Below are 14,177 nucleotides of genomic sequence, written 5' to 3'. Positions count from 1 at the left end.
ATGACGAAATATCATTTTGTTGGTATTAAAGGATCTGGTATGAGTTCATTGGCTCAAATCTTATTTGATTTAGGTCATGAAGTACAAGGTTCTGATATCGAACAGTATGTATTTACGGAAATCGCATTAAAAAACAAAGGGATTACGATTTTACCTTTCACAGCAGATAATATTACAGAGGGGTTAACCGTAGTACAGGGGAATGCTTTCGCTGATACACATGAAGAAATCGCTCGAGCACATGAACTCGGACTTAAAGTAATACGCTACCACGACTTTTTAAGTGAAGTAGCCAACCAGTATACATCAGTGGCTGTAACAGGTGCACATGGTAAAACTTCAACAACAGGTTTATTATCACATGTGATGAATGGAGATAAGAAAACATCATTTTTAATCGGTGACGGTACAGGAATGGGCTTGCCACAAAGTGAATATTTTGCTTTTGAGGCTTGTGAATATCGTCGTCATTTCTTAAGTTATGCACCGGACTATGCAATTATTACAAATATTGATTTTGATCATCCAGATTATTTCAAAGATGTTCATGATGTGATTGATGCCTTTCAAGGTATGGCAAAAAATGTCAAAAAAGCATTAATCGCTTGGGGAGATGATCCATATGTGAAGTCAATTAATGTGGATGTCCCTGTTTATTATTATGGTTTTGATGAATCAATGGATGTTTATGCAAAAAATGTTAAAATAACAGATAAAGGGACAGAATTTGACGTTTATGTAAAAGGAAAATTCTTTGATCATTTCGTATCTCCACAATATGGTGATCATACAATATTAAATACTTTAGCTGTCTTAACAATCGTATATTTAGAACAGTTAGATGTTGATAATATTAAGGATGCTTTAATTACATTTGGTGGTGTTAAACGTCGTTTCAATGAGACAGTTGTTCATCAACAAGTCCTTGTAGATGATTATGCACATCATCCGAGAGAAGTCAGTGCAACGATTGAAACAGCAAGAAAGAAATATCCAAACAAAGAAGTTGTTGCGATATTCCAACCGCATACTTTCTCTAGAACAAAAGCATTTTTGCAAGAATTTGCAGATGTTTTGAATCTTGCAGATGAAACGTACTTATGCGATATTTTCGGGTCAATTCGTGAAAATTCAGGGGAGCTAACGATTAATGATTTGTTAGCACTTGTTGACAATGGACAATTGATTTCTGAAGCTGATGTATCTGTTTTGAAGAAACATGATAATGCTGTCTTGTTATTTATGGGTGCTGGAGATATTCAAAAGGTATTAAAAGCATATATGGAAGAAATAGGGATCGACCCCGTTTTTTAATGTTTGACCTTGACAAGGACGGGTAATTATATAAAATAAATAGCATAATTAAATGTCATTAGGAGGCGTTTTCGAATGGAATGGATTTTACCAATCGCAGGAATTATTGCAGCAATCGCATTTTTAATTTTATGTATCGGCATTGTTGCAGTATTAGTATCTGTCAAAAAGAACTTAGATCATGTAGCAAAAACACTTGATGGTGTAGAAGGACAAATCCAAGGTATTACACGTGAGTCAACAGACTTATTACACAAAGCCAATCGTTTAACTGAGGATATCCAAGGTAAAGCAGACAGCTTAAACTCTGTTGTTGTAGCTGTTAAAGGTATTGGTGATTCAGTTCAAACATTGAATGGTTCAGTTGATCGTGTGACACATTCGATCACACATAATATTTCTCAAAATGAAGATAAGATTTCTCAAGTTGTACAATGGTCAAATGTTGCAATGGAAATTGCTGACAAGTGGCAAAATAGACAAAACCGTAGAGATCATATCGCGAAAAAATAAAGTTTAAATATCAGAAGTGTAGGGTTGATACAATATTTGTATGCAACCCTATTTTTTTTAATATGAAAAGGTGCTATTCTATACTTAAGTAGGACATGTGATAGAATTTTTAAATAAAAAATTCATTACTTCGTCGTGATCAAGACTTTTATAATGTAGTAGTTGAGGAGGACAGCAAGATGGAAAAGAAAAATGAAACGGTAAATTCAATTAATCAAGAACGACACGTACAACATAAACAAACTAATAACATGGATTTTGCACTTAGTTTTATAGCAGGCACATTGATTGGAAGTGCGGTAGGGTATGCCATTAAACCTTTTGTTAATCATGCAATCGACTATACACAAGAGCACGAATTAACAAATATTGATAAACAATCTCAAAAAATTCGAGAAGAAGCATTAAGAAAAGCAGATGAAATCAAAGAAAAAGCACAGCAAATTAAAAACCAGGCACTGAACAAGAAAACAGAAGAACCTACTGCACAACAACTTGGAGCACAACAACGTGCAATCAAACAAGAAATTGATCGTGACAAACTAGAAGCACCGACTGCTTCAACTTATCATTTCAGTACAAAGAAAGATAAGCCGGTTGATTTAGCACAATTAAAGTCACGTCAAAATGTAATGACAACCAATGCGTCTGTCTCAGAAGTGACCGAAAAAGAAACTACAAAAGTAGAAGAAAAAGTTGAGAAAGTAGAACCAAAAGCAAAAGAAGAAGCATCAATCTCATCACTAGCAGCAATGAGACAAGCGATGGCTGTCGATAAACCAGTAAAAGTAGAAGAAAAAACTGATAAAGTAGAACCAAAAGCAAAAGAAGAAGCATCAATCTCATCATTAGCAGCAATGAGACAAGCGATGGCTGTCGATAAACCAGTAAAAGTAGAAGAAAAAACTGATAAAGTAGAACCAAAAGCAAAAGAAGAAGTATCAGTTTCATCACTAGCAGCAATGAGACAAGCAATGGCTGTCGATAAACCAGTAAAAGTAGAAGAAAAAACTGATAAAGTAGAACAAAAGAAAGCAGCACAAACAAAGAAAGCTTCACAGCCAAAGGGTAAAGATGCAGTTCAACGCAATAAACAAACAAATCGTGAAGCAAGATTTGAAAATGGTGTTATTACGCATGAAGCTGCACCAAAACCGAAAAAACAATCTAAAAACACACCTAAAAAACGTACAACAAATGTTAAGAAAACAAAAACTAACAAAGCAAAAACGCAAAAACGAAATAGCAAAGTTGAGAAGCATACATTTAAGAACTAATTGATAAATAACTGAAGGCTATCGTCACTTCCAAATCAAGGGGGAGTGACGATAGCTTTTTAAATGAATTTTCTAAAAATTAAATAAATATCAAGTTCAAAGGTTGCAAAAGCGTGATAGAACTGTTAAGATACTTAATATCTAATAAGGTGTTTTATCGCTTTAAAGTATATAAGAATTCCGTTGAGGTGACAAATATGACAAATAAATTAGAAGAATACAGAGCAGAGATTGAAGAAATCAATGATCAAATACTTGAGTTGCTCTCAAAAAGAGGGCATTTAGCTCAAAAAATTGGTGAAGAGAAAAGAAAACAAAGTACCGTGATTTATGATCCGCAACGTGAAAAAGAAATGTTGAATACTTTGATTGATAAAAACCAAGGACCATTTAACGATAATGTCATTAAACAGTTGTTTAAAGAAATCTTTAAAGCATCAACTGATTTACAAAAATCTGACAATGAAAAACATTTATATGTTTCCCGTAAATTAAAGCCAGAAGATACGATTGTGCAATTCAATAATGGTGGCTTAATTGGTGAAGGACACAAATCTTTCGTCTTCGGACCATGTTCTGTTGAATCTTATGAACAAGTGGAAGCAGTAGCTAAAGATTTACATGCAAAAGGCGAAAAGTTTATTCGCGGTGGTGCATTCAAACCTAGAACATCTCCGTATGATTTTCAAGGTCTCGGAGAAGAAGGCTTAAAAATCTTAAAACAAGTAAAAGATAAGTATGATTTAAATGTCGTAAGTGAGATCGTCCACCCTAACCATTTTGCGCTTGCAGATGATTATCTAGACGTCTTTCAAATCGGGGCACGTAACATGCAAAACTTTGAGTTACTAAAAGAAGCAGGTCGTACAAATAAACCAATCTTATTGAAGCGTGGTTTAAGTGCAACGATTGAAGAATTCATTTACGCTGCGGAATATATCGCATCTCAAGGGAACCAAAATATTATTTTGTGTGAACGTGGTATCAGAACATATGAAAAAGCAACACGTAATACATTAGACATTTCTGCTGTTCCTATTTTGAAACAAGGGACACATCTTCCTGTACTTGTCGATGTGACGCATAGTACAGGACGTAAAGACATTATGTTACCGGCAGCAAAAGCAGCCTTAGCGATTGGGGCAGACGGTGTGATGGCCGAAGTGCATCCAGAACCATCCGTTGCACTAAGTGATAGTGGTCAACAGATGGACTTGAACGAATTTAATACTTTCTACAATGAAATCAAACCATTATCTGAAATGTACAATGAGAAAAAATTAAAATAATTAATAAATGATTACACAATGAAGTCCAAAAAGATTTCATTGTGTTTTATTATTGCGGAAATATTAGTGACAAAAATTTGACAAGAAAGCGTTTTATATTTTATCATTTAAAAGATTGTGTTAAACTTTGAAAATAGTATGAAAACAGATTATAATAATGTAGATAGCGCTTACAAGGAGGCAAAAAATAATGACAGTCACAATATATGATGTTGCGCGTGAAGCGAACGTTTCGATGGCAACTGTCTCACGTGTCGTAAATGGCAACCAGAACGTAAAGCCAGCAACACGTAATAAAGTAAATGAAGTAATTCAACGATTAAACTATCGTCCTAATGCAGTCGCAAGAGGGTTGGCAAGTAAACGTACAACAACAGTAGGGGTTATTATACCAGATATTTCAAATATCTATTATTCAGAGTTGGCACGCGGTATTGAAGACATTGCGACAATGTATAAATATCATACAATTATTTCAAACTCCGATGATGATCCGAAAAAAGAAGGAGAAATTTTTAATAATCTATTAAGTAAACAAGTAGACGGCATCATCTTTTTGGGTGGTACGATTACAGAAGAGATTCAAGAACAAATAAAAAAAGCATCTATTCCAGTTGTTGTTTCAGGAACAAATGGTAAAGAGGCCGATGTTGCTTCTGTGAATATTGACTTTGTGAAAGCAAGTGAAGAAGTGACAGAAAGATTATTGGATTCAGGTGCGAAGAAGTTTGCTTATATCGGCGGCGGATATTCTAAAGTTGCACAAGAAGAAGTTGCAAAAGGATTGAAAAATACATTACAAAAACATGGGCTTTCAGTGGATGAGCATCTTGTCTATGTAGGTAATGAAACATACCAAGATGGTCTACGTGCATTCGAAGTAATCAAAGATCATCAACCAGACGCTGTATTGTCTATTAGTGATGAACAAGCGATTGGTGTCGTACATGGTGCATTAGATAATGGCTTGAGCGTTCCAGAAGATATCCAAGTGGTAAGCTTTAATAATACGCGACTTGTGGAAATGGTACGTCCGCAGTTATCAAGTGTTATTCAACCATTATATGATATCGGTGCAGTGGGCATGAGATTGCTAACAAAATATATGAATAAAGAGGAAATTACGGAACAAAATGTAACGTTACCACATACAATTCGTTATAGAGGTACGACAAAATAATAGATTTGAAGAACAATGCATGCTCTTTGGCAGCATTGTTTTTTTATGCCAAAGATTATTTAACATAATTTTGTATATGGCTGATGTCAGATAATGAAAACGCTTAGAAAAAAGATATCTAACTCTTTCATATATACAATTATTATTCGACAATTTACAAGTAGTTCGCTATTATATGAAGTAGATAGACATGTAAAATTTCGAATGTTTACACATATCTAAAAGATGAATTAAGGGGCTGAATATTGTGAGTCATTTATCAGATTTAGAAATTGCTAATCAAGCAACGCTTAAACCAATTAAAGAGATTGCTGATAAAGCTGGAATTGCTGAAGAAGCTTTAGAGCAATATGGACATTACAAAGCAAAAATTGATATTTCTAAGATCCAAACGAAGGGCAAAAAAGGGAAGGTCGTACTTGTAACAGCGATGAGCCCAACACCAGCAGGAGAAGGGAAATCAACAGTGACAGTTGGATTGGCAGATGCATTCCAGCATATCGACCAAAATGTTATGGTTGCTTTACGTGAACCTGCACTCGGACCAACTTTTGGTATAAAAGGTGGCGCAACTGGCGGTGGCTACGCACAAGTATTGCCAATGGAAGATATTAATTTGCATTTTAACGGTGACTTTCATGCGATTACAACAGCAAATAATGCATTATCTGCATTTATAGACAATCATATTCATCAAGGAAACGCTTTAGGCATCGATCAAAGACGTATTGAATGGAAGCGTGTGTTAGACATGAACGATCGTGCATTACGTCAAGTAGTTGTAGGCCTTGGTGGACCAACACAAGGTGTACCACGTGAAGATGGATTTAATATTACAGTAGCTTCTGAAATCATGGCTATCTTATGTTTGAGTACAGATATCATGGACTTGAAAGCAAGCATTGCTAAAATTACAATCGGCTACACACGTGACCGTCAACCTGTTACTGTTAAAGATTTAGGGGTTGAAGGGGCACTTGCGATGATTCTTAAAGACGCAATTAAGCCAAACTTAGTTCAAACAATGGAAGGGACACCTGCCTTAATTCACGGTGGACCATTTGCCAATATCGCACACGGATGTAACTCAATTATTGCGACAGAAACAGCTCGTGATCTTGCTGATATCGTTGTGACAGAAGCAGGATTCGGTTCTGATTTAGGTGCTGAGAAGTTTATTGATATTAAAGCACGCAAAGCCGATTTTGAACCTGATGCCGTCGTACTTGTGGCGACAATTCGTGCGCTTAAAATGCACGGTGGTATCGCAAAAGATAACTTAAAAGAAGAGAATGTTGAAGCGGTTAAAGCGGGGATTGCCAACTTAGACCGTCACGTTAATAATATTCGTAAATTCGGCGTAGAACCAGTCATTGCTTTGAATGCTTTCATTCATGATACAGATGCAGAATTTGAAGCTGTACAACAATGGGCGAAAGAAAACAATGTACATCTTTCATTAACAGAAGTATGGGAAAAAGGTGGCGCAGGTGGCGTTGACTTAGCGAAAAAAGTACTTGAAGTTGTAGAACAGCCACAAACGTTCAAACATTTATATGAACTGGAACAACCTTTAGAGGAAAAAATTGAAACAATTGTTAAAGAGATTTACGGTGGTTCAAAAGTGACATTCACTTCAAAAGCACAAAAACAATTGAAACAATTCAAAGACAACGGATGGGATCATTTCCCAATCTGTATGGCAAAAACGCAGTATTCATTCTCAGATGACCAAACTAAATTGGGTGCACCGTCAGATTTCGAGATAACAATTCGAGAACTTGAAGCAAAAACTGGTGCAGGATTCATTGTTGCATTAACTGGAGCAATCATGACAATGCCTGGGTTGCCAAAACAACCAGCGGCACTTAAAATGGATGTCACAGAAGATGGACATGCAATCGGTTTATTCTAATATAAATATATTAAAGGAGCGATACACTGATTAAAATGGGCCCTATAGATTAGACACTAAAAAAAGAGTGTCAGTCTATAGGGTTATTTTAAAGTCACTTTCCCTCAATAGTTTTGGAGAAATATTAAATTTAGGACGTACACAAATAAGATGGGCGTTAGACCATAAAAATTATAAGAAAGTTCCTAAATCAATGTTTGTAAACGAAACAAATAGAGGTTCAACTTATTTTTGGTTGCCTGAACAATTTACTTTGTGAAATCAATTTTGAACGACCTAGATCATCTTTGTTATTTTATTAAAGTTGAAGTAATCTAAATTTAAAGGGAAAATACAATAGTAATGACTACTTCAAAATATGCTATATTAGGCGAAATGATGTGAGAGGTACACAAAGTAATGTAGACAAACGATACTTAAAAGGTAAAGAAAACTATAAAAGGATTATATAGAATAGGAGTGTAAAGGTGAAGTTACATATTTATGGGGGACCAGGAAGTGGAAAAACAACTCTAGGTTTAGAGTATTCAAGAAGATATAAATTAAAATATCTAGATTTAGATAGTATATTTTGGGATCAGAGAAATGGAAAATATACTAAAATCAATTCTGTAGAAGTTAGACAGTATGCTTTGAAAAAATTCATAGAAAATAATGAAAACTGGGTTATTGAAGGAGTTTATATTGACTGGGTTTATGATAGCTTATCACAAGCAGATAAGATATTAATTTTAAATACAAACTCCTTAGTAAGGGGTATCGCATTATTAAACGTTATATTTTTAGAAAGAAGAATAAAAGCAAAAAGCAGAGACACTAAAGTCCCTAGTGCAATTGCTTATATGGAATTTCAAATTTCAGAATAAATTAAAGAGAAATATCAACCGAATGAAAACGCTTTACGAAAGGAAAGTTAAAATTATAAAAATACAAATTATGAGCCAGATGAATTATAATTAACAACCCCTATTTTCCAAATAATAACAGTAGGTATAATGAAAAGGAAAGAGAAAACTGGATAAAAAATGTAATTAAAATTGTCACTTCTCCCCATCAAGTGTATAAAAGGGTAGTATTGCACTAGTGCATACGGAACAATATATGTTGAAAATTTCAAAACTAATTCGCCATAAGCATCTATGGGATACTTCCCAAATTCTCTAGAGCCTTGAGTCAAAATTGTAAAAACTTCAATTTTATTTAAAGTAAAAAAACAAAGCCCCCCATAAATTATATATAGGCAAAAAAAGATTATGGTACTTGAAAGTATCATGATAATTAATAATAAATAATCAAATAATGTAAAATTAATTGTTGAAACACTAATTAAATATATGAAGACAGCGGGAAGTGCTGCAGGACCCCAAGCATTATCTGCTGCAATTGGTTTCTTTAGTGTTGGTCAAGTTTATAGTGCATGTTTTGAAATAGATTAAATGGGTGTGACAGATTTGGTACGCTCATTTCGGTTTTTGAAACGAGTTGAAAACGAGTTTCTTCTTGTCTTGATATTATTCTTTTTAAAGATTAGAAAAGAGGAAATCAAATGCTATAATAAAGAGGTCGCTTATCTCTCAAAGCGTCAAATAGACTTTGAGAGGAGGTGTTAATTTATGTAGGAAATCCTTGTACAACTGACTGTTACTATTGTCAGTGGATGTGTTATTACGCTATTTTCGCATTGGCTAAGCAAGCGTAATAAAAAATAAGCGACTTAGCTGCACTAAAAATCCCCTCACTACTCGCAATAGTGAGGGGATTGGTGCATTTATGCAGTTATCCTTGTTAAGTACATTATATCATCATAAATCCACTTTGCAAACAAATGATACATTAAACTAAAAGCTTCTTGTGTCCCTTATTAAGCAACGTATCATTTTAAATTATTTTCTCTCGTTTATAACGCGATAAACCGTAGATCGACTAACACCAGTTTGCTGAGCAATTTCTTCCCCTGTAAGTTTCTGTTCATCATATAAGAAATTGATTTCTCGTTTTTTATAATCTGGGAGTGATGGTCTGCCTCCTTTGCGACCTCTAGCTCTTGCAGCTGCAAGTCCTTTCTTAGTTCTTTCACTCAATAAATTAGCCTCTAATTCGGCAAATGCACTCATCATTGTAAAAAACATTTTTCCCATAGCATCTTTTGTATTGATATTCATATTAATAATTTGAAGTTCAATATGATTATCTTCAAGCCACTGAGACAGTTCTATTAATTGCGTGGTAGTTCTGCCTAGACGGTCAAGCTTATAAATAACAAGTGTATCTCCTTCTCTCAAATATTCAAGGCATTTATCAAGTTCTGTTCTTTTGAATTTTTTGCCACTTACTTTTTCACTGAATATTTTAGTACATCCATATTCTTTTAATGCATCAATTTGACTATCTAGTTTTTGATCTTGTGTTGACACACGTGCATAACCAACTATTGCCATAGCTTTCTCTTCCATAATAACATCTCAATGTAAATGAAAGCACTTTACGAATTATTAAAACTCATAATTTTTGATAATTATAACACATAGATAATAACACGTGTTTTGGTAATAGGTTTCTTAAATTAAACCCTCAACATTTTGTATAATCTGGGATTTAATTTAAGATGATTCATTTTAGGAAACATTTCCTAGAACCCTAAAAATCCCTGCTGAAACGTAGTCATTGCCAGTATATATTCCTCGTATTTCTTTATGATTTTCTCGTATTTTTATACCAATCTTGATGCCATCATTAATGGTAAACGCTGATGAAAATATATATTCATCTTTAAAATGTATTTTGTTTTCTAAAAGAGCTTTTTTATATCCTTCTAATCTTAACTTTTGAGCTCCATTAAATGGATTATCAATGCATATAGCAATATTATTTATACCCTTTTTAATTAAATATTCAGTAGCTTCTTTCCCTATATTAAACTCATCAAAATGAAAATTAGATATACTCTTAGTTTGGTTGGTGTCATTACTAGATATAATCAAACCATGTTTAGAGTACCCTTCAATAATCTCAGCTTGATTTTCTACCGAACATAAAATTACTGCATCTATTTCACTTTTTTTTAATGATATCAATACCTCTTCTTCTTTAATTGGTGAACAAAATGTTTGATGAATAAATGATTTATAACCCTCTTCGTAAAAGTTTTTGGTTAATTCATATGAGATTTTAGAAAAGAAGGGATGATCAATATAAGGTATTGAAATACCGATTGACTTAGTAGTTCTATTTCTAAAGTATGTAGCAATATTATTAGGAACATAATTATTTTCTTCAATATATTGTAAGACTCTCCTTCTTTTTTCCTCGTTAACATATGGATGATTATTCAATACCCTAGATACAGTAGATTTTGAAACATTACAAGCTTTAGCCACATCAAAAATATTCATTTCATATCCTCCTAAAATTACATTGACATGGGAATGTTCCCATAATTTAAGATGAGTTTATCATAAACAAGGCGGTGTATCTATGACATTAAAATCTAGCAGTATTTTTAATTTTCGTAATAATATTCAAGAGTTGAAAAAACACACAGAAATTCATGCAAATAAATATCTTTCGAATGAAATAGATATTACAAGGCAAAACTTGTCGGAGAACAGGGATATTCAAAAAATAGAATTTATGCCTGTAAATAGCTTGATAAGAGAAGATGAAACAGAAAAAATTATTAAAGCATTAAAGCAACTTTTACCTACTGGAAAATATACTAGTGGCAAATATATAGATGAATTTGAACAGTATCTCTCGGAGTATCTATCCATTAATCATGTAATTGCGCTATCTAGTGGAACTGCAGCTTTAACAATTGGATTACTCTCTCTAGGAGTAACGGCTGGTGATGAAGTTATTTTACCTTCAAATAGTTTTGCAGCGACAGAAAATGCTGTTGTATCTATAGGAGCAACCCCTGTTTATGCTGATGTCAAAGATGACTTTACTATATGTCCTAAATCAATAGAAAACCTGATCACTTCAAAGACAAAAGCTATTTTATCTGTTCATTTATATGGTCGTTTTTGCGATATGTTAAAAATTAAAAAGATAGCGTTAGAACACGATATTAGAGTGATTGAGGATGCCTGCCAGGGAATTGGCTTAGAAGAGGTAGGTATGCATTCTGATTTAGCTGCATTAAGTTTTAATCCGTATAAAAATTTAGGAGTTTGCGGTAAAGCAGGAGCTATTATAACTAATAATGCTGAATTAGATTATAAATGTAGATTAATTAGTTATCACGGATTTAACTTAAAAGAAAAAAATAAGAAAATCATCGATTTTGGTTTTAATTCAAAAATTGATAACACACAAGCACTAATAGGAATTGTTAGAATGGAATATTTAACCTTTAATCAGTATAGAAGACTAAAAATAGCAGAAAAATATAATCAAAAATTAAGCGATATGGAAAATATTATTCTTCCTACATTTGATGACAAATCTGTGGGGCATCTATACCCTATCAGGGTCAAAAATAATAAGAGAGACTTTGTAAAATCAGAACTTGAAAAAGTTGGCATTCAATCCGAGATATATTATCCATACTTAAGCCATGAACAAATAAGTTACAAGAAAATAATTTCGCTTCCAAACACTGAACGAATGCATAAAGAGTTACTATGTTTACCTTTATATCCTGGTTTAACAAAAGAAGAACAAGAATATGTTATTAGTAAATTAAGAGTGGTACTGGAGGGGTTAAGGTGTCAGGAAATTTAATATTGTTTGATTTTGATGAAACTTACTACAAACATAATACTAATCAAACAGATGTATATTCTTTAAAAGAAATGGAAGGATTATTACAGAAAATATCAGTCAATAATAATGCTATTACAGCGATATTAACAGGCAGCACTTTAGATAGTGTTCTTGAAAAAATGTTAAAAGCTAATATGTCATATAAACCAAAGCATATTTTTTCCGACTTAAGTTCTAAAATGTACACATGGAATAACTATGAATACGTTGAATCGGATGAATATAAAAATGAAGTGTTAACTGAACCGTTTTTATTGGAAGATATATTAGAGATATTAAATCATATTTCTTCCAAACATAATGTGGAGTTTATACCACAAAGAGAATTTTATGAAAACGAAACATTGTACAATTTTTATTTATATTCCACAGGAGATACTAATTTAGATAAAAAGATACTAAAAGACCTTACCCAGTATTCTAAAACAAGAAATTATACTATGAGGTTTAATCGTTGTAATCCTTTAGCGGGAGACCCTGAAAATGCTTACGATATTGATTTTACTCCTAAAAATGCTGGGAAGTTATATGCCACAAAATTTTTGATGCGCAAGTATAGTATTCCCCGAAATTCAATTATTGGTTTTGGGGATAGTGGGAACGACGAAGAGTTCTTACGATACCTAGATCATGCATTTATTATGTCTAACAGTAAAGATGAGGAAATGAAGAGAAAATTTAAAAATACAAAATATCCTTATTATAAAGGTATATTTAAACATGTCAGTGAATTCGTAGGGGGTAAAAATGATTAAATATGGAATTATTGGCACAGGTGGTATTGCAAAAATACATGCTGAAATAATAAACGACATCCCTAATGTATGCCTTTTTGGTGCCCATGATATAGTAGATGATAATTTAGAAAAGTTTTGTTTAGAATTTAATACAACTCCATTTAAAGATATTCATTCTATGTTAGAAAAAGTGGACATTGCTGTAATATGCTCTCCAAACTTCTGTCATGTAGATCATATCGTTAAATCTTTAGATCATAATTGCGATGTATTATGTGAAAAACCTTTAACTAGCAGTCTTTCTGAATCAAATATAATTAGACATTATAACAAACTACAAAATATAAAAAGCATAAATCTAAATTATAGAAACTTGACAGTTGTTAAAAAGATTATGGAGTTAATAAATGATGATAAAATAGGTGGAATCATATCTATTCATATGGCATTTCTAAAAAATAGTGCTTATAGAAGAAAAACTTTTACTTGGAGAGACGATAGAAGTTCAAAGTTAAGTAGTGGTGCCTTAGGAGATTTAGGAGTTCATTTTCTCGATTTAGCGACTTACATTACTAACAGTAATGTAAAAGTAGAAACAATTAAAACTAAAATGATGACTAAAGTAAAGCAAAAAAGTGATAGTATAGTGCAAGTTGATGATCATTCAGAAACATTTTTTATGACTAGCAATGGACAATATATTCATATAGAGACTTCTAAAGCTTGTGCTGAAGATTTATGTGGTTTCTACATTTCGATTACAGGATGTAATGGTGAAATCAAGTTTTCATCAAAAAATGATGGAGTAGTTACTGTTAATAACAATGATATTCAAGAGATAGTTCAATTAGATGATAGGATATACATTGACCCAGAAAATGAATTTTATGGATGGAAAGATAGCTTTTACCATTCACATATAAAACTTTTGGGGGCTATCAAAAATAGAAAAGAAACTTCAATTTCTACTTTTGAAGATGTGGTCTGAAAGCGCAAGAAGTTTTGGAGCACTGTGTTAATAATTATCAACAAAAACAGTACATTGAGTTCAGATGACTAAATTTCATACGCTTTACTTTTCTTTAATGTATTTTCTCATTGGAATGATACACACTTTTGTCGGGTCATTTAATCAATTATTAAAAATAAGTCTTAATATGAATCAATCAAGTGTATCAAATCTAA

The 14,177-nt window shown here is 32.8% G+C and carries 14 protein-coding genes; 11 read left to right on the top strand and 3 right to left on the bottom strand.

Going from position 1 to position 14,177, the window contains the following annotated elements; all coding sequences use genetic code 11:
* From murC to C7J88_RS03345, 7 genes are all read left to right on the top strand, one after another.
* Entirely contained in the window at positions 1-1,314 is a 1,314-nt protein-coding gene (murC, locus tag C7J88_RS03375) for a UDP-N-acetylmuramate--L-alanine ligase (RefSeq protein ID WP_095117201.1), read from the top strand.
* 75 nt (positions 1,315-1,389) lie between these two features.
* A complete protein-coding gene (locus C7J88_RS03370; protein WP_095117199.1) occupies positions 1,390-1,827 on the top strand; it encodes a DUF948 domain-containing protein in 438 nt (145 codons plus the stop codon).
* Positions 1,828-2,006: 179 nt separating this feature from the next.
* Positions 2,007-3,104, top strand: a complete 1,098-nt coding sequence (locus tag C7J88_RS10400; RefSeq protein WP_142380984.1) for a hypothetical protein — start codon at positions 2,007-2,009, stop codon at positions 3,102-3,104.
* Between the two features lie 197 nt (positions 3,105-3,301).
* Positions 3,302-4,393 (top strand): bifunctional 3-deoxy-7-phosphoheptulonate synthase/chorismate mutase, encoded by a 1,092-nt coding sequence (locus C7J88_RS03360; RefSeq protein ID WP_095117197.1) that lies wholly within the window; start codon positions 3,302-3,304, stop codon positions 4,391-4,393.
* Positions 4,394-4,583: 190 nt separating this feature from the next.
* Positions 4,584-5,573: a catabolite control protein A gene (ccpA, locus tag C7J88_RS03355; RefSeq protein WP_095117195.1), complete on the top strand. Its 990-nt coding sequence runs from the start codon at positions 4,584-4,586 to the stop codon at positions 5,571-5,573.
* A 247-nt stretch (positions 5,574-5,820) separates the two neighbouring features.
* Positions 5,821-7,488 (top strand): formate--tetrahydrofolate ligase, encoded by a 1,668-nt coding sequence (locus tag C7J88_RS03350; protein ID WP_095117193.1) that lies wholly within the window; start codon positions 5,821-5,823, stop codon positions 7,486-7,488.
* A 467-nt stretch (positions 7,489-7,955) separates the two neighbouring features.
* The gene (locus tag C7J88_RS03345; RefSeq protein ID WP_106904253.1) at positions 7,956-8,354 is read left to right on the top strand and encodes a P-loop NTPase family protein; all 399 of its coding nucleotides are present in this window, start codon (positions 7,956-7,958) and stop codon (positions 8,352-8,354) included.
* Between the two features lie 68 nt (positions 8,355-8,422).
* On the opposite strand, the gene C7J88_RS10755 is transcribed toward C7J88_RS03345, so the two are convergent.
* Positions 8,423-8,800 (bottom strand): ABC-2 family transporter protein, encoded by a 378-nt coding sequence (locus tag C7J88_RS10755; protein ID WP_371866992.1) that lies wholly within the window; start codon positions 8,798-8,800, stop codon positions 8,423-8,425.
* A gap of 310 nt (positions 8,801-9,110) precedes the next feature.
* Between C7J88_RS10755 and C7J88_RS03335 the strand changes: the two genes are divergently transcribed.
* On the top strand, positions 9,111-9,197 hold the full coding sequence (locus tag C7J88_RS03335; RefSeq protein WP_157728717.1) for a type I toxin-antitoxin system Fst family toxin: 87 nt from the start codon (positions 9,111-9,113) through the stop codon (positions 9,195-9,197).
* Positions 9,198-9,371: 174 nt separating this feature from the next.
* Here C7J88_RS03335 and C7J88_RS03330 read toward each other — a convergent pair whose 3' ends face one another.
* Both C7J88_RS03330 and C7J88_RS03325 read right to left on the bottom strand, forming a co-directional pair.
* On the bottom strand, positions 9,372-9,926 hold the full coding sequence (locus tag C7J88_RS03330) for a recombinase family protein (RefSeq protein WP_095118139.1): 555 nt from the start codon (positions 9,924-9,926) through the stop codon (positions 9,372-9,374).
* A 177-nt stretch (positions 9,927-10,103) separates the two neighbouring features.
* Entirely contained in the window at positions 10,104-10,880 is a 777-nt protein-coding gene (locus C7J88_RS03325) for a LacI family DNA-binding transcriptional regulator (RefSeq protein ID WP_229709417.1), read from the bottom strand.
* An 82-nt stretch (positions 10,881-10,962) separates the two neighbouring features.
* Between C7J88_RS03325 and C7J88_RS03320 the strand changes: the two genes are divergently transcribed.
* From C7J88_RS03320 to C7J88_RS03310, 3 genes are read left to right on the top strand one after another with little or no spacing between them, the layout of a single operon-like run.
* A complete protein-coding gene (locus C7J88_RS03320) occupies positions 10,963-12,213 on the top strand; it encodes a DegT/DnrJ/EryC1/StrS family aminotransferase (protein ID WP_095117187.1) in 1,251 nt (416 codons plus the stop codon).
* Entirely contained in the window at positions 12,198-13,010 is an 813-nt protein-coding gene (locus C7J88_RS03315; RefSeq protein WP_095117185.1) for an HAD-IIB family hydrolase, read from the top strand. Before C7J88_RS03320 ends, C7J88_RS03315 begins: the two co-directional genes overlap by 16 nt.
* Complete coding sequence (locus C7J88_RS03310; RefSeq protein WP_229709416.1) at positions 13,003-13,980, top strand: Gfo/Idh/MocA family protein; 978 nt, start codon at positions 13,003-13,005, stop codon at positions 13,978-13,980. Before C7J88_RS03315 ends, C7J88_RS03310 begins: the two co-directional genes overlap by 8 nt.
* The last annotated feature ends 197 nt before the right edge of the window (positions 13,981-14,177 follow it).

The sequence above is a fragment of the Staphylococcus muscae genome (genome assembly GCF_003019275.1).
GTDB lineage: Bacteria > Bacillota > Bacilli > Staphylococcales > Staphylococcaceae > Staphylococcus > Staphylococcus muscae.
The sequence above is the reverse complement of the archived record's forward strand: the minus strand, read 5'-3'. Positions and strand labels throughout refer to the sequence as shown.